We start from the raw sequence: 21,199 nt of genomic DNA on the forward strand, positions 1-21,199 counted from the left end.
TTCACGGTGTCTTTGGTGTGCAAAAGCGCGGCATCAGTGTTGGACTTGAGTGCAGTTTTGCGGCCGCCACGTGGGGCAGAGTCCGCAGTGATCACCACTTTGGCGTCACAGCCGTTGATCCGTGCAGCCAAAGCATCCGGAGAGAAGCCGGCAAACACAATCGAGTGGATCGCGCCGATGCGGGCGCAGGCCAGCATCGCATAAGCCGCCTCGGGGATCATTGGCAGGTAGATGACAACACGGTCGCCTTTGCGCACGCCCATCTCTTCAAGCACATTGGCAAAGCGGCACACACGGCGGTGCAGATCGGCATAGGTGATCGACTGGGCCGGCTCGTTGGGATCATCCGGTTCAAAGATGATCGCGGCCTGATTGCCCCGGGTTTCCAGATGGCGGTCAATACAGTTGGCGGCGACGTTCAGCGTGCCGTCTTCAAACCATTTGATGTCCACATTGCCCGGTGCAAAGGAGGTGTTTTTCACCTTGGTGTAAGGCTTGATCCAATCCACACGCTGACCATGCTCGCGCCAAAACGCCTCAGGATCAGACATAGAGGCCGCGTACATCTCAGTGTATGTGGCGGTATCAATATGTGCGTCTTTTGTTAGCTCTGCGGATGGCAACGAGCTGGCGGATACATTGGTGTCCAACGACATGAAGGCTCCTCCCTCGGTCAATAACTCTAAAAACTCCTCACTCAAGCCAATTGGCTCAAGACCCCGAGGACAGAATAGGGCTTTGTGAAAACAAGGGAACAAAGCACGGAAATAAAACAGAAAACCTGTAAAGATATTTCCGGCCAACCCATCTTCTTTGTAAATTTTTTTGTGCCCATCACAAGAAGTCCCCTATTTTTATGGGCTTGTTTAGGTTTCGTTAATGCCTTGAAACGCCTGTATATTGGCACCCGCACCTACTGCGAGCGCTAACATCCACTTTTTGAAGGTGTGACATTTTGTTCCGGTCAAAATCCCCGGAAACAGGCCGTGAACTCAAAACGCCGACTCACGATGAAAACAATCAGATCAGAAAACCAGCCGCGTCCGCAGCCCCAACACAGTGACAGTGCCCAAGCCCGAGTTGTCCAGCGGGTTGTCGATCACTTGAATAGACGGTGTGATTTGCAGCCCTGATGAAATCGAGAAACGGTAAAACAGCTCCGCTGTAAATTGCGCCTGGGTCGAGGTCGCACTCTCCGCCCAGTTCAAACCAAGGCCTGCCGCATCCGTGTTGCGTCCATAGTAGGCCAAGCCGGTGGACAGTGAGCGCTTGTAGAGCCCGGTGCCTTTGTCGGCAACGCCGGCACGCACAAACGGAAGCCATTTATTGTCCACAAACCAAGCCGCCGAAAAACTGGCGCCATAGTCTTCGGCGCGCGCTTTATTGGCGTCGCCATCAATGTGCCAAAGTGCCAAATGCACGTTGTCAAAATAAATTCGGTCTCGCGCACTGGTAAGACCAACTTCCAAGCTCTTGAACAGCTTGCCATGGTCAAACACATCAAACCCCGGATCAGACGGATCTGCGTTGGCATCAGCCACGCTACCCACGGCGTAGACCTTATCCCCAAGCCACACGCCGCCCGCCAATCCCAAGCCGGGATTTGGCGCGTTGATTGTTGGATTTGTGTTAAATGACAGGTTCTGGAAGGCAGAATAGGGGCTCACCGCGCCGTAGATGTCCAAGAAGTCCGTCACATCAATCTGACCGGCTTGAAAACTCCAGCCGCCTTCCGGCGCGCGCTGCGTCCAGAACAGGTTGGTCAGCAAGGTGCCGTTGTCATTAAACGCGGTGCCCGGCATGAAGGTTGCTCCCGCCGCAAACCCAAGGTTCTGCGGCGCCACATCGGTGTAGGCATGCCGATGCTCCAGCTTGAACGTCAGACTGCCGTTCTCTGTGGCTGCCCAATTGCCGTAAAACCGGAACATGCCACCGGCGGCGCTGTCCTCCACCACATCCATGTTGCTCCATTGCCCCAGCGCAAGGTAGTCAAAGTTGAACTTGAAGCCGCTCTCCGCAAGCCCATCCTTCCAGGCAAACCACCCAGGTGCCACATTGCGCGGAAAATCAGAGCGCATCTGCGGATCGGTCAGCCCATCTCCCGGCTCCAGATCTGCCGCCACCGAGGAAGGGCCGGACAGCCCGCCTGATTGAGCCCTAGCGTCACTAACAATTGCCGCCGCACTCATCAGCCCCATAAATATGTATTTGCAGATTGTCATACAGGCCTCCAATTCAATCAGCGTATGGGCGCCAGGACCGCGGCGCGTGTCACCGCATCCACTGGCTCCGGCGGTGTTCTCTGGAACGGATTTTTCACCACTGGGCTGACCGTAAAGGTGTATGTCCACTCTTCAGCAAAGGCATCCGGCCGCACCATGTTATAATCCGCCGAAAAATTCAGTTTCACGAGCTGCTTACCAATCGCGGCCGTTTTGGAAAGTGAAAGTTGGAGTGGCACGGTCCACGCATCGCCCGACGGCGCATTCCAATCATAACTCATGGTTGGACCTGTGCCGATCAACCAACCTTCACCAAGGCTGTAAAACAGGAAATACTGCAAGGACGAGAGAGACATATCCGGCCCATTGCCCCCCACTTTTTCGTTGTGAAAGGGAAACACTCCCCAAACACCCCAATCCGTTGTCCGCACCGCCAAAGCACTTGGCCCCAGCAACCAATTGTCAGACGACGCGGCACTGCCCGTTGGGATAGACCCAACAACCCCGGCCCCAAATGTCCAGCCCTCGCCACTCCATGAATAAAGCAAATCATAGGGAATATCGCCCCAAGAGTTGCGCGTCGATATCCCACCACTGCTCACGCTTGGCTGATCCCAAACATAGCTGAACGCCGGACGGAATATCAGATTGTTGCCGTTTGGAAGGATAAACGGCAGTACGGGCTGGAACGTCAATGTTGTGCTGTTCTGGTCGTCCGCCCCGGCAAGAGTGCCATCAAAACTGCGATATTCCAGCTTAAAATTCATCGTCGCATTTGCGGCCCCGGGATTGGACAGCTCTTTGGCCAGGTCATCAATATTTGGCCCGACCTGCGCAGAAGGCGACGTGCCTGCAAGGCACCCAATTAGGGACAAAACTGGACACCGCATATGTGAGCTCCACGTCCAAGGGATTGCGAGGTTACGTCCTTGGGGGCAGAGCCAGAAAGCTCCGCCCACAAAAGCTTAGTTCAGGGTGTTTTTGTAGATCACGCCGTCTTTCATGATGACACGCAAGGTTTCCGGGCTCTCGGGGCGCGGATCCGCCCCAAACCATTTGTCACCAGTCCCAACGACGGAAAAGTCGTCCAGCGGATTGCCGTCCATGAGCAGGATATCCGCATATGCACCTTCCTCGATCACCCCCAACTTACCTTCAGTGTACGGGTTCGTGAAATCCCCCGACAAACCAACAAGCTCACCGCCCACAGATGTCATCGTCACCATCGACGTGTATGGTCCGAAGAAATCATTGTTCAGCTTTTTCTCGTAAGCAATCTGAATATTACAGGCAGAAACGGAGCCCACGCAATCGGTTTGAAACGCGCGCTTGACAGGGCATTTCTGCATATTTGGAATGTAGTCGGCAAACGTCGCAGAGGCTGATTTTGCCTTCGCCAAACTGCTTGGCACATTGGCAACTGCAGGAATGCTGAGCAGACCGGGATCAAATGCTGTGAGGTTGGTGGTGATGAAGGCGCCTTTGGCGTTCATCACTTCTGCGATCTCGCAATCAAACGAGAAGCCATGTTCGATCGACATCACGCCAGCTTCCAGCGCGCTAAGGATCGCCTCTTTGCGATAAGAGTGTGCCATCACATAACTGCCATACTCCTTGGCCACCTGCACCGCAGCCTCAATTTCTTCCGGCGATCCGGCCAGCAACTGCCATGGATCAAACGCCGAGACCACGCCGCCTGATTGCATGTATTTGATCTGGGTTGCCCCCATGCGAAAATTATTGCGGCCAAACATTTGAACTTCCGCTGCGCTGTCCGCTTGCTGCGCCAGGTTCAACCGTCCCATATTGGTCGACAGTCCTGGAGGGGCTGTGAAGTTCGCAAAATCTGCATGACCACCACGGGTGCCAATAAACGCCGCTGAAGGATAATATCTCGGGCCAAGGATTTGTCCGCTATCAATTGCTCGGCGCAGGCCGGCATTGCCGCCACCGGCATCTCGCACCGTCGTAAATCCCTGCATCAGATACATCTCTGCCATCAGCGTCCCGTGGATGGCAAAATCTTCCCACGTGGTGTTGGTTTCCATCGCTGGTAGGCTTGGTCCCATCAACATCAGATGGGCGTGGCCTTCGACAAACCCCGGCGTCAATGTGCGCCCGCCGCCATCAATCACCGTCGCATCTGGCGCATCAATCGTCTCCGTACTCACGGCTTTGATGAGATTACCTTCAACCAGTACCGATGCGTTTTCAATCCGCGCTTCGTTAATGCCATCGAACACATGGACATTGGTAAAAAGCGTTTGTGGCACAGCATCTTGTGCAACAAGGGTCGTGGCAAACATCCCGACAACAGTAGACATGATTCCTGATAAAAAACGGTTAGACATAATTGCGCTCCCAAATAAAATCTCTTCGATACTACTTCTGCGTGTCGCGAAAAACCGGCCACTTTCGGTCTCTTTTTGCCCAGCGATCAAAAAAGTGGCCGACAAATACAGCAAAACTGGCCTAAAAGTGACAATGTAACAATCTGGACTTCAGCCAATGCCCACCAAAGATGACGGCTTCATCAAAGCGCAACTGTTGCGCCCTTTTGTGAACCTCGCACAAGCCCGCGGCCACAACGTGACATCGGTCCTCAAGACGTTTGGCGTTTCTCCCGAAAATCTGCATGATCCCCAAAAGGCCCTGCATGCTGAGATCATCTATGGGTTGACCAACATGCTCGCGAGCAAATCCGGCGACCCATACTTTGGATACCATGTCGCAGAAACCGTCTCTTTCAAAGACTGGCTCCCCACTCAGGATGCCTTTGCGCATGCCCGGACTATTGGCGATTTTTACACGCGCTTCCTGCTCAGTGTCCCTCAACAGGCCAGTTCCGTACGTCACAAGCTCACGGTCAGCACATTAAATGCCACCTATTTGGTTGACCGAACCGTCCAGACTCATCAACCGCCACTTCAGGTCGAAGGTTTTGGGATGGGCCTCCACATCCGGACCTTGCAACACCTTGCATCAGACCATTGGCAGCCAGCGATGGTCACGATGGAAACCCCTTTTCCTGAGGCCCTTCCGGCCATGCAAACTGGCATCCAGATCAAACGCGCAGCCATCTCAGGTCTGGCCCTCTCATTCCCAAGCACATGGCTCACTCTCTCAATCCACGCGCAAGGCGCCCCCCAAAACAACACTCCTGCGCCACATAGGCAAGATCTCTCAATCATTAGCGCTCTGCGCACGGCCGCTCGCCCGCATTTATCTGACCGCACACGCACACTCGACGACCACGCTCTGGCACTAGGCATTGCGCCTTCGCGCTTGAAAGCTTCCCTCCTGTCGCAGAACACAACTTTGGCCCGTGAGCTGAAGCGCCTGCGCATCGATGTCGCCAAAGAGATGTTTGTCAGTTCGGACCAAACTGTCGCCTCAGTGGCGCATGCCTTGGGATACACAGACCAATCGCATTTTGCCCGCTTCTTCCGGTCGCAAACCGGCCAATCTCCCCGTCAGTTTCGCACCCAGTCCAGCAAGTCGGCCCCTTAAAACAGCAGATACAGCCAAATCTGTGCCTCCTTCCCCTCACCCGGTTGCAATTGGCCCTCAAATGGTTTCAGGATTTGACCATTACGCGCCACTCAGGCAATTAAACAGAAATCGCATTCTTGTGCAGGCTGACAACCGCCGCACCACCTACAGAAGACAGAAAGACACCATGGAACAGTCTATCCCTCTGACGCACCTCCCCGAAAATACGCTTTATGGTGAGGGTGACGTGTTTGTTCTCTTTGGCGAACTCTTTGGTCGCGGCTACGCCACTGGCTTAATCGACGCTGCCAAAGCCGCCGGTATGGCCGTTGTTGGTATCACGGTTGGTCGCCGCGAAGATGACGGCAGTCTGCGCGCCTTGACCAACGAAGAGCTGGCTCAGGCGGAAGACAATCTTGGCGGCAAGATCATCAATATCCCGCTGATGGCCGGCTTTGACATGGACGCACCAGTCGGCGGCGAGACCCCAACCGACATGCTCAAAGCGATGACGTTGGACAATTGGCAAGAGTTCAAACTTGACTGGGACAAGGTCGACACCTGTCGCGAGATTGGCACCGCCCGTTTCACTGGTGCTCTGAAAGAGGTTATGGGCGAGCTCGCTGGGCACATTCCTGCTGGTAAAAACGTGCACTTTGCCCACACCATGGCTGGCGGCATCCCGCGTGCGAAGGCTTTCCTGGCCATCGCCAACCGTATCTACAAAGGCCGTGGCGCCCGCCACATTTCTTCCCAAGCTCTGTTGGACGCTGACCTCGGCAAGCTGATCCTGCAAAACTTTGACGAAGTCACCGCCAACAGCTTTGGCCACTTGCTGGAGCACAGTGCCGAACTGCGCGCCAAAATCGAAGCGGACGGCGGCCAAGTGCGTTACTCCGCATATGGCTATCACGGCACCCGCGTACTGATTGGCGGCGAGTACACGTGGCAAACCTACACCAGCTATACGCAGGGTTATGCCAAAATGCATCTGGAGCAGTTTGCACAAAAAGCTTGGGACAATGGCGTGAAAGCCACCGTCTTCAACTGCCCGGAAATCCGCACCAATTCCTCGGATGTTTTTGCCGGAATCGAGCTGTCTTTGCTGCCCCTTCTGGAAGCTCTGCGCCACGAAGGTGGCGGTGCGTGGGTCGACGCACTTTGGGCAGAATGCCAGGGCCTGCTGAAAGACGACGTGACGCTCGAAAGCGTGCTGTTGACCGTGCAGGACTATCAGCAAAGCGACGCGATGCAGCCATTCTACAACTTCACCGCCTGGCCAATGGCCAATTCCGCGGATCAGGTCGACATGACCGTCGGCACTTCGCAGGACATCGTGGCCCTGCACAGCAACCGCAAGGTTCTGGTCAGCGATGTGCTCAGCCAACACGTGGTCAACGCCACCGGCGCACTGATCTTTGGATCTGCAGACGACCCAGACGGTCCGGTTCTGTGGCTCGACCACGACATGGTCGCTCAGCACTTGATCAAAGTGAACTAATCATTTTGACATCGTAACTTCAAAAGCCCCGGCGCATCGCGCTGGGGCTTTTTGCTTTCCAGACAGCGCCTTGCCGCACTCCAAGTTTTAAGGCCGCAATCAAAGTTAACTCTTGCACGTGTTAACCAGTCCCTCCAATCCCGCTTCAGGCCCCGGCGCGGAAAAGGTAGTTCAAATTATTACCAAATGATTAACGAATGCACTCAAGGACGCGAGGGTCACGATATGAAAAATGAGATTGCAAAAGCATATCGCATATTGGGCGTGACACCTGAGGTCAGCGACAAAGAAATGCGCTCAGCCTGGCGCAAGCTGGTGCGCAGTTACCACCCGGACCTTGCCCGCACCGATCCTGAGGCCGCCTCCCGCCGTATGGGCGAGATCAACGCCGCCTATGACGCTGTGGCGCATCATCGCTTGCAAAAAGACAAGCAGACAGAAGTCAAAAAGCACCGCCGCTCTAGACCACAGCCCCAACGCACGGCACGGCCCGACCAAAGCAAGCAGCGACATCGCAACTCTAGCGCTGACCAAACGCATCGTACCGAAAAGGCCAAGCAAGAGCCTCAGCAGGACCAATCTCCAAAACGCGAAAACCTGCCCAAGCGTCGCGTCTTTCGCAGCCCTCAGGAACAACGCTTGATTGACGCCGCTTGCGCCATTTTTGAAGAAACCCGCAAAAGCCTGAACGCTGCCGCCCAAGCTCCAACTTTTTCGGCCTGCCGCTAACGTTCGAGGATGTAACTTTAGTAGCTCCGAAAAGGTCATCGACGCCAATATCGAGCTAGCTGAATGTGCCAGTTTTGCCAAAACAAAACTGGCACGCGGATTAGCTTCCTAGTGCAGTTGGCAGAGACTTCAGTGTCCCAGAATACCGGGCAAACGCAATCCATGGTCGCGGGCGCATTCTATCGCACTGTCATAGCCCGCATCCGCATGACGCCAAACACCTGACGCCGGATCATTCCACAATACCCGCTCCAAACGTTTTGCAGCCTCAGGCGTGCCGTCCGCACAAATCACTACGCCGGAATGCTGACTAAAGCCCATGCCAACCCCGCCACCATGATGCAGGCTGACCCAAGTGGCGCCAGAGGCCGTGTTGATTAGCGCGTTCAGCAATGGCCAGTCCGACACCGCATCAGAACCATCCTTCATGGCTTCGGTCTCACGGTTTGGCGAAGCCACCGACCCACTGTCCAAATGATCGCGGCCAATCACTACGGGTGCCTTCAGTTCCCCAGACGCAACCATCTCGTTGAACATCAGCCCAGCGCGATGGCGATCCCCCAGGCCAATCCAACAAATCCGCGCCGGCAGGCCCTGGAACGCGATCCGCTCGCGCGCCATGTCGAGCCAATCGTGCAGATGGGTGTTCTCCGGGAACAGTTTCTTCATTGCCTCGTCAGTTTTGTAGATATCCTCCGGATCGCCAGACAAAGCGGCCCAACGGAACGGGCCGACACCCTTGCAGAACAGCGGGCGAATGTAAGCGGGTACAAATCCCGGGAAGGCAAAGGCGTTTTCCAGCCCTTCTTCCAGAGCCATTTGGCGGATGTTGTTGCCGTAATCCACGGTTGGCACACCATCTTCATGGAAGGCCACCATTGCCGCAACCTGCACCTTCATGCTCGCACGCGCAGCCTTTTCCACATCTTTTGGCGCGCTTTCAGCTTTGGCCCGCCACTCCGCCACGGTCCAGCCCTGTGGCAGATAGCCGTTGACCGGATCATGCGCCGAGGTCTGATCCGTCACAATATCCGGCCGGATGCCCCGTTTGTGAATTTCCGGGAAGATGTCAGCTGCATTGCCAATCAGCGCAACAGATTTGGCTTCTCCTGCCTTGGTCCATCGGGCAGTCATCTCCAGCGCCTCATCGAGGTTATCAGTCTTCTCATCGACATAGCGGGTGCGCAGGCGGAAGTCGGCGCGGGTCTCGTCACATTCCACTGCCAGACAACAGGCCCCAGCCATCACCGCCGCCAAAGGCTGCGCGCCACCCATGCCGCCAAGCCCACCTGTGAGCACCCATTTTCCGGTCAGATCACCATCATAGTGCTGACGTCCGGCCTCTACAAAAGTCTCATAGGTACCCTGCACAATGCCTTGTGTGCCAATATAGATCCACGACCCGGCGGTCATCTGGCCGTACATCATCAAACCCTTTTTATCGAGCTCGTTGAAGTGATCCCAATTGGCCCAATGCGGCACGAGGTTTGAGTTGGCAATCAACACACGCGGCGCATCTGCGTGCGTTCTGACAACCGCCACCGGCTTGCCGGATTGCACAATAAGCGTCTCATCCCCCTCAAGATCTTTCAGAGTCTCGACGATCAAATCAAAGTCTTTCCAGGTGCGCGCCGCGCGGCCAATTCCGCCATATACCACCAACTCATGTGGGTTTTCGGCCACATCCGGATGCAGGTTGTTCATCATCATCCGCAGCGGCGCTTCGGTCATCCAGCTTTTGGCATTCAGCTCTGTGCCTGTTGGCGGGAAAATGTCACGGGTGTTCTTGCGTGGATCGGTCATGTCGAGTCTCCTGATCGGGTCAGCACGCCGGAAAGGGCGAGGTCGTTTAAGGTCTGAAGAATGGTTTTGAGGTGCGCGCGCAGTGCCTCAGCACGCTTTGGCATGTAGGTCCAGGGCGCCGCTTCGCGCATATAGGTGCGCTGTGCTAGCTCCATTTGAATGGCATGCTCGTTACGGCCCGGCTGCCCATAGTGGCGCGTGGTCCAGCCACCTTTGAACCGGCCATTGGACACAGCCTCGAAGCCATCGGCTGCAAAAGCGACTTCATTCACAGCCGCTTCAATCCTGTCGTCGCAGGTTGCGCCCACGTTGGTGCCAATAGAAAATGCTGGCAGCTGCCCTTCAAAGAGGAAAGGAATGTCTGATCGGATTGAATGGCAGTCATATAAGATCGCCACACCATGACGGGCTTTCACACGGGCAATCTCTTCCGCCAAGGCCGCATGATAAGGCGCGTGAAACGCTTCGCGACGGCTTGCAATTTCATCCTCGGAAGGCGCTTGCCCGTCGCGCCAAATCGTTCGCCCGTCAAAATCTGTCAGCGGCACCAGCGTTGTGGTGTTCTGCCCCGGATAGAGGGAAACGCCAGCGGGATCACGATTGGCGTCAATCACATAGCGGTGGATATTCGATTTCACCACCGTCGCCCCATCCAACAGCCCGTCGTAGAGCTGCGTGATATGCCAGTCCGTATCCGCCAACTCTTGCCCATTAGCATTGAGCCGCCCAAATATCTCCTCCGGCACAAAGGTACCACCATGCGGTTGCCCCAAAATGATGGGGCTGTCGCCACGGATCACATCAACACTGTTCATGCGCTCAGTTCCGGCAAAGATGCGCCACAGGCCTCAGTAAGCGCCCCTACAGCAACCAGATTCGCCGCTGCTTCAAGATCTGGCGCCATGTAGCGATCCGCCCCAAGTGTCGCAACATCCTGCCGCAATCGCATCAACACGGACTGTAGTGGATCAGACGTCACCAAAGGCGCTCGGAATTCAACCCCCTGCCCGGCACAGAGCAGCTCTACCCCCAAAATTCGGTTCAAGTTGGTGACCATCGGTATCAGCCGACGCGCACCATGCGCCGCCATCGAGACATGGTCTTCTTGATTGGCAGAGGTTGGTGTTGAATCCGTCACACAAGGATTGGCCAAATGTTTGTTTTCGCTCATCAACGCAGCCGTTGTGACCTCGGCAATCATCAGGCCGGAATTCAACCCCGGCTCTGGCGTCAGAAAAGGCGGCAAATCATGGCTCAGGGTTGGGTCCACCATCAGCGCAATACGCCGCTGGGCAATCGCACCAATTTCTGAGACCGCCAAAGCTATCATATCCGCCGCAAACCCCACCGGCTCTGCGTGAAAGTTGCCGCCGGACACAATCAAACCTGCTTCGGTCAGCACCAGCGGATTGTCGGTGGCCGCGTTTGCCTCAATCTCAAGCGTTGTCGCCGCTTGTCGGATCACATCCATTGCTGCGCCGGTCACCTGCGGCTGGCATCGAATGCAATACGGATCCTGCACACGACTGTCGTCATCGCGATGGCTTTCCCTGATCTCACTGCCTGCGAGGATGGCACGCATCGTTGCTGCCGCCTCAATCTGCCCCCGTTGACCGCGCAATTGATGGACTTCCGGCTGCAGCGGCGCGGTCGACCCCATGATCGCGTCAGTCGACATGGCAGAAATCACCAGCGCATTTTGTGCCGACCGCCAGGCCTCAAACAGCCCAGCCAGTGCAAAAGCCGTTGAAAACTGCGTGCCGTTGATAAAGGCCAACCCTTCTTTGGGGCCCAGCTGGATTGGCGCCAACCCGGCCTTTGCCAGAGCTTCCGCACCAGGAAGGACTTTCCCCGCGTATTCCACCTCACCCTCTCCAATCACCACAGCAGTCATGTGCGAGAGTGGTGCCAAATCGCCGGATGCCCCCACCGAGCCCTGCGCCGGAATGACTGGCGTGACGCCTTTGGCCAGCATGTCTTGCAACAGCTCCACATAGTCCCAGCGCACCCCACTGGCCCCACGCCCAAAACTCAGCAACTTGAGGGTCATCATCAATCGCGCCATCCGCCGTGGCACCGCCTCGCCAACACCACAGCAATGGCTCAGGATCAGGTTGCGCTGCAACGTGGCCGTGTCTTCCGGCGCAATCTTCAGGCTGGCTAATTTGCCAAACCCGGTGTTCACACCATAAACCGCCACATCCCCTGCTGCTGCGGCATCAATGCGCTTCGCTGCACCTTGCACTGCAGGCTTGCACGTCAGATCCAACCTGACAGCACGCTCATTCCAGTAGACATCCGCCAGTTGTTCCAGCGTCACAACGCCAGGGGTGAGTTCCAACACGCTCATGCGCGACCTCCAAAGATACGTTGATGCAACGGGTTGAACCCGATGCGGTAAGCAAGCTCAGCCGGTTGGCTGACATCCCACACAGCCAAATCGGCCCGTTTGTTCTCTTCAATTGTGCCGCAATCCGGAGCGCCAAGCGCCAGCGCAGCATTGCGGGTGACCCCGGCCAAAGCTTCCTCAGGCGTCATGCGAAACAGCGTACAGCCCATGTTCATCGTCAACAAAAGTGAGGTCAGCGGCGACGAGCCAGGGTTTGCATCCGTCGCCAGCGCCATTGGCACGCCATGTTTGCGCAACGCCTCAATTGGCGGCACCTGCGTTTCCCGCAACGTGTAAAACGCCCCAGGCAAAATCACTGCCGTCGTACCCGCCAACGCCATCGCCGCCACACCATCCTCATCGAGATATTCAATGTGGTCCGCGCTCAGCGCGCCATAGCTGGCGGCCAGTTTCGCGCCGCCAAGGTTGGAAAGCTGCTCCGCATGTAACTTGACCGGCAGCCCCAGTTCGCGCGCCACATCAAACACCCGCGCGATCTGCTCTGGCTGAAACGCAATCCCTTCGCAAAACCCGTCTACCGCGTCCACCAGTCCTTCAGCATGTGCGGCCCGCAGCGCAGGAATGCAGACCGTATCGATGTAGACGTCGTCCTGTCCGGCAAACTCGGGTGGCACCGCATGCGCACCCAGAAACGTTGTTGTTACTCGGATCGGTCGCACGGTCTCGATGCGACGTGCCACGCGCAACATCTTGAGCTCAGTTTCCAAGTCCAACCCGTAACCGGATTTCACCTCTATCAGCGTTGTCCCTTCGGCAATCAACGCATCAACCTTTGCCAAGGCATCCGCCAGCAATGTGTCCTCAGAAGCTTCACGCGTGGCTTTCACTGTTGAGACAATCCCGCCCCCTGCTCGCGCGATCTCTTCGTAGTTTGCTCCCTGAAGCCGCATTTCAAACTCACGGGCCCGATTGCCCCCCGCCACAATATGGGTGTGGCAGTCGATCAAAGCCGGCGTCACCAGCCGACCACCCAAATCCTTCGAATGAAATCCGGAGTAGGCAGAGGGCAGATCGGCCTGCGCTCCCGCCCAAACAATGCGTTCCCCCTCAATTGCAATCGCACCCTCAGCGATCAGCCCATAGGCGTTACCCCCGGTCATGGTGGCCAAAGTGGCGTTTGTTAGGAGCATGTCGACGAATCCCTTGCCGAGTCAGATTAATTTGCATTATGTCTGCACATAATATTCAGTCAAGCAAGGAACCGTCATGAGCATCATTTGGGCAGAGCAGGCACTGACCTCCAATGGATGGGCGAAAGATGTCCGGTTGGACATTGGCGCTGACGGTCGCATTGCCCAACTCACGACAGGACAAATACCTGAGGGTCATAGAGTTGGCGCCCTACTGCCTGCGCCCGCCAACAGCCACAGCCACGCCTTTCAACGGGCCATGGCAGGCCTCACAGAACGGCGTGGAGAAAACAAGACCGACAGCTTCTGGACCTGGCGACAGCTCATGTTTCGCTTTCTTGACGCCCTCATCCCGGAGCAAGTGCAGGCGATCGCCGCACTGGTGCAGATGGAAATGCTTGAGGCCGGATTTGCTACCAATGTGGAGTTCCACTACTTGCACCACCAACCCGGCGGCATTCCTTATGATCACCTTGGTGAAATGGCAGAGCGCATTGTCGCTGCCGCCCAAACCTCTGGAATTGGTTTGACGCTCCTGCCGGTTCATTATCAATTTGGCGGCTGCGACCAACGCCCCTTAGCGCCTGGTCAAGTGCGGTTTGGCAATGACCCAGACCGCTTTGCGCAACTGATTGAGGCGTCCCGCGCCGCACTCACCGCCCTGCCGGATGATGCCAACTTGGGTGTTGCCCCCCATTCCTTGCGGGCCGTCGGGCAAAGCGCCCTGCGCAGAGCTGCGGAACTGGTGCCAGAAGGCCCCGTGCATCTGCATCTTGCAGAGCAAATCCCTGAGGTGAAGGAGGTACAAACCAGCTGGCACGCACGCCCTGTGGAATGGGCACTGGACAACCTGCCAATTGACGACCGTTGGTGCCTGATCCACCTGACACAAATGTTGCCATTTGAGACGGACGCGCTGGCCAAAACCGGTGCGGTGGCCGGGCTGTGTCCACTCACCGAAGCCTCGCTGGGCGACGGCATTTTTCGTGCCGTGCGCTGGATGGACGCCGGCGGTCGCATCTCCATTGGGTCAGACAGCAACATTCGGATTTCCCTGGCCGAAGAACTGCGCCAGCTCGACACCAGCCAGCGCTTACGCGACCACACCCGCGCAGCCCTTGCCAGAAGTGAACATTCAACCGGGCGTCGCCTGATTGACGCCATCTCTGCGGGCGGGGCGCAGGCCGCCAGAAGAGGGTCCGGCAAGCTGGAGGTTGGCGCATGGGCCGATCTTCTTGCGTTGGACAAAGACCACCTCGACCTCACTGGCTTACAAGGCGACACCCTGCTCGACAGCTTTGTCTTTACCGGCGACAATCGGATGGTCACGGATGTTTGGGCCGCCGGACGCCATATGGTTCAGAACGGCCGCCACATCCACCGCAACAAGATCACCGCCGCCTATCGCAAAGCGGTCAAACCGCTGCGCGACGGACTCTGACCTCAATACCGCGTTGTCATGCGATACCCACGGTGAAACACCAATTTCACATAAGTGATCGCGCGGGTTTCAAACCAGGTTGACCGCTCCGCCAAAAACAGCGGATCGCCGTGAGCACAGCCTAGGTGTTTGGCAACATCCGGTTCTGCGGTGAGCGCGGAGAAACTGATCTCCGCATCGGAATACGGCACCTCGGCAATCAGCCACTCGTTTGGTCCAACCGCGCCAAAATCCGCGTCCGACGCCTGAGGAAGCGCCGCCAAATTGATCCAACGATCTTCATACTGATAAGGGCTGCTATCGCCGTAGTGCATACAGGTCAGATGCAACACCTGTTTACCTTGCTCCAGTCCAAGCCGCGCCCGCAGCCAATCCGGCGTGTCGATAATTTCATGATTGACCAGCGCATAGCGATACATGGCGCCGCGGGCCTCAATCTCCTTGCGCACAATGGGAATGTTAAACCGGGCCTGTCGCACCGGTGACGACAACACGCGCGTGCCAGCTTTGCGTTTGCGCTCAACCAACCCCTCATCCGCCAACTCGCGCATGGCCCGATTGACCGTGGCGCGCGCGCATTGGAACTGCTGGGCCAAATCCACCTCATTAGGTAACAGATCCCCTGCCCCCCAAACGCCTTGCACAATCCGGCGCCGAATTTCTTCTTTCACATCCCGAAAGGCGGTTTTCATCAGCTCGCATCCTCTTTGCGTCGGACACTCACTTTAGTGCGTACATAACAAAGTTAAACTGATTTTATTGGAGACGCATGGGTGAAGAACAAAAAGCCCCAACCCCATTATTGAGATCGGAACTTTTGAGTTTGAAGACGACAAAGGCCAAAGTGTGGACTAGGTCACTTTTGCGCGCACCTGAAAGCGCTCTTCTTTCCATGTTTCGTTGGTCAGAATATCAGCAAGAGTATCGACTGCCTTCATGATGTCCTCCTCATTGATGAACAGCGGTGTGATGCCAAACCGCATGACGTTTGGCGCGCGGAAATCTCCAATCACATTGTTCGCAATCAGTGCCTGCATACAGGCGTAACCGTGCTCAAACGTGAAAGGCACATGACTGCCGCGTTTCATAGGGTCGCGCGGACCAACAAAGGTCACCCCCGGGCACCGAGCCTCTACTTCTTGGATGAACAACTCGCTGAGTTCAATCGACCGCTGATGCAGATCGTTCATGTCAACATCTTCCCAGACGTCCAAAGCCGCACTCAAGAGTGAAAACGCGGCAATCGACGGTGTGCCAATGCGCATCCTGTCGATCTTTCCAGGCATTGGGCGGTAGTCAGTGTCAAACGCAAAGGGGCTTTCATGCCCATACCAACCGGAGAGGTAAGGCTCCACGCTGTCCAACAACCGAGGTGCAACGTAGATAAACGCGGGCGCACCAGGGCCACCGTTGACATATTTGTATGTGCAGCCGATTGCAAAATCCACATCCGTTGCTGTCACATCCACCGGGATTGCCCCACAGGAGTGGGCCAGATCCCAGACAACAACCGCGCCAACAGCATGAGCTTTTTGGATCAGGGCTGACATGTCGTGCTTGCGGCCCGTGCGGTAATCAACTTCCGTGACCATAACCACCGCAACCTCGTCGGTGATGTTGTCAATCACGTCTTCAGGGTCTGGGATGCGCAACTCATAGCCCGCGTCTTTGAGCTTTATCAGACCCTCAGCAATGTAAAGGTCCGTCGGAAAATTGCCGTTGTCTGAGAGGATCACCTTGCGGTCAGGCACCAGCGCCAACCCAGCAGAGACTGCCTGAAAAACTTTGATCGACAGCGTGTCGCTGACAACCGTGGTGCCTTCAGGAGCCCCGATCAACCGACCAACACGATCGCCAAGTGTATTGGTCTGCATCCACCAGCCTTTGGTGTTCCAGCCTTTGATAAGCTCGGTTTTCCATTCGTCGTGAAGGAATGCGTTGATGGCGTCGGGAGCTGCTTTGGGCATTGGTCCAAGCGAGTTACCGTTAAGGTAGATCATGCCCTCTGGAATATCGAACATGGCCCGGGTTTTGTTGAAATCAGTCATTTTATGCACCTAGTGGCAGATGGGTTTTGTTTGCAGCCTGGATCAGGCGATTTGGGCGGAATGCCAAACATTCTTGGTTGTCAGGTAGTTGTCCAATCCTTCTGCCCCACCTTCGCGGCCGTAGCCACTGGATTTTATGCCGCCGAAGGGGGTTTCGGGCAAGGATGCTTCAAGCGTGTTGATCGACAGGTTGCCAACCTGAACGTCGTCAATCATACGATCGATGTAATCCGCGCGATTGGTGAACCCATACCCGGCCAGCCCGTAAGGCACGGCGTTTGCCGCCGAGATAGCGGCATCAAGATTGGCAACAGGGTTTAGCACCGCGATGGGACCAAAAGGTTCTTCTTGCATGATCGCGGCCTCAGGCGGCACATTTGTCAGAACCGTGGGTTGGAAGAAATACCCAACATCGCCATGACGCGCTCCGCCTGTGCGCAAGATTGCGCCTTTGCTGACGGCGTCTTCGACAAGGGCGGTCAGAACAGGGATGCGCCGTTCATTGGCGGTTGGACCCATTTCAACACCCTCGTTGATACCGTTGCCCACAACTGTCTGAGACGCGCGTTTCACAAACGTCTCAACAAACCGATCAAAAATAACCTCGTGAACAAAGAAGCGCGTCGGCGAAGTGCAGACCTGCCCCGCGTTCCGCATTTTACGAATGGCACCGCTCAGGGCCGCTTTGTCGACATCGGTGTCTTCGCACACAATAACTGGCGCATGCCCACCAAGTTCCATCAACGCCCGCGTGTCATGTCGAGCAGCAAGTGCCGTAAGATGCCGCCCCACCACTGTGGACCCTGTGAGCGCAACAAGTCCTACAGAGGGTTGAGGGATCAGGAATTCAGAAATTTCAGAAGGCACACCAAACACAAGGTTTAGAACACCAGCTGGCAATCCGGCATCCTCAAAAGCACGCACAATATGGATGGCCCCCGCAGGGGTCTCTTCTGCCGCTTTCAGAACAATGGAACACCCGGAGGCCAGCGCCCCAGCAATCTTGCGCGCGGGTTGGCTCATCGGGAAATTCCAAGGGGAAAAGGCGGCCACCACACCAACCGGGTGATGATGCACCGACAGCTTGGATCCCCTGGCGGCAGGGATCACCCGTCCGTACGTCCGCATCGCCTCGCCGGCGTCCCACTCAAAAAACTCAGCACCTCGAATGACTTCGAGACGGGCTTGCGCCAAAGGTTTGCCGTGTTCGGCGGTGATCGCCTGCGCTATCTCTTCTTGGCGATCCCGCATGAGTCCTGCGGCCCGCAAAATTGTGTCTGCGCGTTCTCGTGGGGCGGTTCCGCTCCAGATCTGCAACCCTGCTTCAGCGGCATCAATCGCATCCTGCAGGTCGGACAAACTGGCGCAAGGCAGGCGGCCAAGCTCCTCTTCGGTTGCCGGGTTGACGACCGGCATATCCCTTTTGGCTTTCCGCCATTTGCCGCCAATGAATAGTCCTAACTCTGGATAGGTCGCCATGCGGGCCTCTCGAATATCGGTTGCTTTGCGGCAGTGTCTCACCCGCACCGGCATCAGCTCAACCGCATTGAGGTGATGTGGATATCAGCTTTATTGATATCACATACTCTAAGGCGTGCCTCACTCTACGCGGACAACCCTCTTTAGGATCGACAGGAAAGCCGCACTTGCCGGAGACAGCGCATTGCTGTTGCGATACGAAACCCCAACAGACCCCGCACCAAACGGCGGCCGCCAATCCAACTTGCACAGTATCCCTTGCTGAATATCCAAGGCCGCGACATGAGAAGGCATAAGGCACACAAAATCGCGGGACTGCAAAAGCGCCCGATTTGCCAGATAGGACACGGATTCAATGCAGGTTTCTGGCTGATAGGGACCGTTCTGGACAAAGAAGCGGTCGATCTGGCGGCGCAGTGTGGTTTCAATCGGTGGCAGTATCCACGGGAAGTGCGTGAGATCGGAAAACTGCAGATTTTTCGAATTGGAAAGTGGATGTTGCGGCCCCACCACGGCTCGTATTTGCTCGTCATAGAGCTTTTCCTGGACCGTTTCCGCACGATGCCGATGGCCCGGCAGGCGCCCAACCACCAGATCAATTTCGCCTGCAGACAAAGCAGGCATCAAAATGTCGTTTGTTCCTTCCACAATCTTCACCGCGACATTGGGGCGCTCTTCCAATAAAAGCTCCACGGCATTTGGCAACAACTCGGGAGACGCCGCGAGAAGCGTTCCTATGACGACACGCCCTGAATTGCCTTCGTTCAGATCATCCAGCTCTTGGGCCGCGTTTGACACTTGCGCAAAAATCAACTTGCCGTGGCGGATCAGAACCTCACCAAACAAGGTTGGCACAACCCCGCGATTGGTGCGCTCAAACAGCTTGACCTCAAAATCCACTTCCAGGTCTTGGATCATTTTGCTGGCCGCTGGCTGGGAAATACCAAGCCCGCGCGCCGCATTCTGGATGCTTCCCTGTTCGCTCACGGCGATCAACAAACGGAGCTGACGCAGCTTGAGCCGGGTGAGGGCCCGATCAAGTATGCGCGTATGTTTCGCAGCCATGGTTTTCCCTAACTTGTGATTGCAGCTTGCATCCGGTTAATCGCCGCCACAACGCTCATGGCCGCAAGTGCAGAACTTTTGGGGTTGTCAGGCAAGGCTTTGCCTTCGATCCGAAACGTGAAAGAGCCAAATTCGCCCGTCGCGCTGAGCTCGTGGATGTTTGCATCAATGCTTGGATCCGCAATCAGTCTGACCTTTGTCTGTTCAAAGCCAACACCCGCCAAAGCCACAGCGGCGGCGACATTGGCGTTTTTTGGGTATGCGGTTGCCGCTTCGCGGGCATTGCCGTCGAAATGCACACTTGGGTCTTTCAGTGTCTTCAAATCCAATGTGGATTCCGCAGGAGACCCAATCCAACCTTGTGGCGGCTTGCGACCCAAATAAGTGACTGTTTCCAGCCCCCCCACCTTGGCGGCGCGTAAGCAATCCAAGGCACCAATCGCCCCACTGGCGAGGTGCAACTGAGAAGCCCCTTGGAGGGCTGCCGCTCTTAGTTTTTGGTGCAGATGCGCATCCGCGAGCGCCCCAAGCGACACGGTCACCAAATCAATCCCGCGTTTGAGTATTAGAGGCCCATGCTGTGCCAAGGCGGAATGGCCTGCGCAATCAATCATCAGGTCTGTATCGTCCGGGACTTGCGATGCATCAGCGACGCGCAAAATTGTATCACTGGCCTCCGCGCTACCGATCTTGCTTGGCCGCACTATGCAAACATGTGTGTCTTCCAGATGGCTCCGCACATACCGTGCAATTGCACCGTCCCCAATAATACCAACTTTCATCCCCAGCTCCTTTGCCCACTCCCTACACGAATTTCCGGGACCCCAGCTATCAAAATATCGAATACCCGCATAAACGCAAAGACGTGGCCAACTACCAGGTTTCAGGTCTCTATGACGCTGACCGAGTTCGGAGAGCGTCCCATGCAATACAAAAAACACGAGGCAAAAGCCTATGCCCGCGAAACCATGCGTGGCATTTGGGCCGCGGCCCTTAATCCTTTTGATGACGATGGCGCGATGAATGAGGCCGGACTGCGCAGCAACATTCGCCATTGGATTGATGATCTGCACATCCAAGGGCTGTTCATCGCCGGAAAACAAGGCGAATTCTGGTCGATGTCACTGGAAGAGCGCAAACGCAATATGACCGTCGCCGCTGAGGAATGCGCGGGCAAGGCTGGAACAATCATGTCGATCTCCGATCAAAGCGTCGACACAGTTCTTGAATTGGGACGGCACGCTCAGGACTGTGGGGCTGACTATGTGGTGGTTCACGCGCCCATGTTGAGCTTTTGCCACGATCGAGATGAGGTTTTGTACAACTATTACAAATACCTGTGTGACCGCCTCGACATTGGCATCGCGATGTGGAGCCACCCTGACAGCGGCTATCTCATGGCGCCTGAGACCTGCGCGCGCATTGCGGACTTGCCCAACATAATGGCCATCAAATACTCCGTTCCACGGGACATGTATACGCGACTGACAAAGATGGTTGGCGATAAAATTCTGGTCTCTACGTCTCTTGAAGATGATTGGCTGGACAATATCGAAGAACTCAACTGGCAGCTCTACCTGTGTTCCTCCCCGCCCTATCAGCTGCAGACCAAAAATGATCTGCGGATGCATGAATACACCGAATTGGCCTTTGCCGGTAAGTTTGACGAGGCACGTCGCGTGCGCGACAGCCTTGATCCTGTCCGCGCGGCGATCAAATCCACCAAGCCCGCAGGCAAACCAACGGCGCATGGCAAATACTGGCAAGAGCTTCTTGGACAAGTTGGCGGCCACGTGCGGCACCCAATGCTAGAGTTGACCGACGCAGAAAAGACCGCAACCGCAGCTGCGTTTAAAAACTGCGGCCTCAGGCTCTGATT

Annotated in this window: 18 protein-coding genes; 5 read left to right on the forward strand and 13 right to left on the reverse strand. The window is 56.1% G+C overall.

Going from position 1 to position 21,199, the window contains the following annotated elements; translation table 11 throughout:
- The 4 genes from QOL67_RS13100 to QOL67_RS13115 form a co-directional block, all read right to left on the reverse strand.
- The coding region (locus tag QOL67_RS13100; protein WP_283426425.1) for an AMP-binding protein at window positions 1–656 on the reverse strand (656 nt) is incomplete at its 3' end.
- A gap of 369 nt (window positions 657–1,025) precedes the next feature.
- Window positions 1,026–2,222, reverse strand: coding sequence for a carbohydrate porin (locus tag QOL67_RS13105; protein WP_283426426.1), 1,197 nt, complete (start codon window positions 2,220–2,222; stop codon window positions 1,026–1,028).
- A gap of 17 nt (window positions 2,223–2,239) precedes the next feature.
- Window positions 2,240–3,112 (reverse strand): hypothetical protein, encoded by an 873-nt coding sequence (locus tag QOL67_RS13110; protein WP_283426427.1) that lies wholly within the window; start codon window positions 3,110–3,112, stop codon window positions 2,240–2,242.
- Window positions 3,113–3,187: 75 nt separating this feature from the next.
- Window positions 3,188–4,573: an amidohydrolase family protein gene (locus QOL67_RS13115; protein WP_283426428.1), complete on the reverse strand. Its 1,386-nt coding sequence runs from the start codon at window positions 4,571–4,573 to the stop codon at window positions 3,188–3,190.
- A gap of 157 nt (window positions 4,574–4,730) precedes the next feature.
- On the opposite strand from QOL67_RS13115, the gene QOL67_RS13120 reads away from it, so the two are divergent.
- The 3 genes from QOL67_RS13120 to QOL67_RS13130 all read left to right on the forward strand — a co-directional run bounded on the left by QOL67_RS13120 (window position 4,731) and on the right by QOL67_RS13130 (window position 7,944).
- On the forward strand, window positions 4,731–5,732 hold the full coding sequence (locus tag QOL67_RS13120; protein ID WP_283426429.1) for a helix-turn-helix transcriptional regulator: 1,002 nt from the start codon (window positions 4,731–4,733) through the stop codon (window positions 5,730–5,732).
- 169 nt (window positions 5,733–5,901) lie between these two features.
- On the forward strand, window positions 5,902–7,215 hold the full coding sequence (locus QOL67_RS13125) for an enoyl ACP reductase FabMG family protein (protein WP_283426430.1): 1,314 nt from the start codon (window positions 5,902–5,904) through the stop codon (window positions 7,213–7,215).
- A gap of 225 nt (window positions 7,216–7,440) precedes the next feature.
- Window positions 7,441–7,944: a J domain-containing protein gene (locus QOL67_RS13130; RefSeq protein WP_283426431.1), complete on the forward strand. Its 504-nt coding sequence runs from the start codon at window positions 7,441–7,443 to the stop codon at window positions 7,942–7,944.
- 129 nt (window positions 7,945–8,073) lie between these two features.
- Here the strand turns inward: QOL67_RS13130 and hutU are convergent, their stop codons facing one another.
- The 4 genes from hutU to hutI are packed head-to-tail and all read right to left on the reverse strand — an operon-like array spanning window position 8,074 to window position 13,287.
- On the reverse strand, window positions 8,074–9,747 hold the full coding sequence (gene hutU, locus QOL67_RS13135) for a urocanate hydratase (protein WP_283426432.1): 1,674 nt from the start codon (window positions 9,745–9,747) through the stop codon (window positions 8,074–8,076).
- Window positions 9,744–10,562, reverse strand: a complete 819-nt coding sequence (gene hutG, locus QOL67_RS13140) for an N-formylglutamate deformylase (protein ID WP_283426433.1) — start codon at window positions 10,560–10,562, stop codon at window positions 9,744–9,746. Before hutG ends, hutU begins: the two co-directional genes overlap by 4 nt.
- Entirely contained in the window at window positions 10,559–12,097 is a 1,539-nt protein-coding gene (gene hutH, locus QOL67_RS13145; protein WP_283426434.1) for a histidine ammonia-lyase, read from the reverse strand. Before hutH ends, hutG begins: the two co-directional genes overlap by 4 nt.
- Window positions 12,094–13,287, reverse strand: a complete 1,194-nt coding sequence (gene hutI, locus QOL67_RS13150; protein ID WP_283426435.1) for an imidazolonepropionase — start codon at window positions 13,285–13,287, stop codon at window positions 12,094–12,096. Before hutI ends, hutH begins: the two co-directional genes overlap by 4 nt.
- Window positions 13,288–13,363: 76 nt before the next feature.
- On the opposite strand from hutI, the gene QOL67_RS13155 reads away from it, so the two are divergent.
- A complete protein-coding gene (locus tag QOL67_RS13155; RefSeq protein WP_283426436.1) occupies window positions 13,364–14,728 on the forward strand; it encodes a formimidoylglutamate deiminase in 1,365 nt (454 codons plus the stop codon).
- A gap of 2 nt (window positions 14,729–14,730) precedes the next feature.
- Here the strand turns inward: QOL67_RS13155 and hutC are convergent, their stop codons facing one another.
- The 5 genes from hutC to QOL67_RS13180 all read right to left on the reverse strand — a co-directional run bounded on the left by hutC (window position 14,731) and on the right by QOL67_RS13180 (window position 20,102).
- On the reverse strand, window positions 14,731–15,420 hold the full coding sequence (gene hutC / locus QOL67_RS13160) for a histidine utilization transcriptional repressor HutC (RefSeq protein ID WP_283426437.1): 690 nt from the start codon (window positions 15,418–15,420) through the stop codon (window positions 14,731–14,733).
- A gap of 159 nt (window positions 15,421–15,579) precedes the next feature.
- The gene (gene kynU, locus QOL67_RS13165) at window positions 15,580–16,776 is read right to left on the reverse strand and encodes a kynureninase (protein ID WP_283426438.1); all 1,197 of its coding nucleotides are present in this window, start codon (window positions 16,774–16,776) and stop codon (window positions 15,580–15,582) included.
- Between the two features lie 42 nt (window positions 16,777–16,818).
- Complete coding sequence (locus QOL67_RS13170) at window positions 16,819–18,255, reverse strand: NAD-dependent succinate-semialdehyde dehydrogenase (protein ID WP_283426439.1); 1,437 nt, start codon at window positions 18,253–18,255, stop codon at window positions 16,819–16,821.
- A gap of 120 nt (window positions 18,256–18,375) precedes the next feature.
- Complete coding sequence (locus QOL67_RS13175; protein WP_283426440.1) at window positions 18,376–19,320, reverse strand: LysR substrate-binding domain-containing protein; 945 nt, start codon at window positions 19,318–19,320, stop codon at window positions 18,376–18,378.
- A gap of 8 nt (window positions 19,321–19,328) precedes the next feature.
- The gene (locus QOL67_RS13180) at window positions 19,329–20,102 is read right to left on the reverse strand and encodes an aspartate dehydrogenase (RefSeq protein ID WP_283426441.1); all 774 of its coding nucleotides are present in this window, start codon (window positions 20,100–20,102) and stop codon (window positions 19,329–19,331) included.
- Window positions 20,103–20,243: 141 nt separating this feature from the next.
- On the opposite strand from QOL67_RS13180, the gene QOL67_RS13185 reads away from it, so the two are divergent.
- Window positions 20,244–21,197, forward strand: a complete 954-nt coding sequence (locus QOL67_RS13185; protein WP_283426442.1) for a dihydrodipicolinate synthase family protein — start codon at window positions 20,244–20,246, stop codon at window positions 21,195–21,197.
- Window positions 21,198–21,199 lie beyond the last annotated feature (2 nt).

Source organism: Shimia sagamensis (genome assembly GCF_900182745.1).
GTDB classification, from domain to species: Bacteria; Pseudomonadota; Alphaproteobacteria; order Rhodobacterales; family Rhodobacteraceae; genus Shimia; species Shimia sagamensis.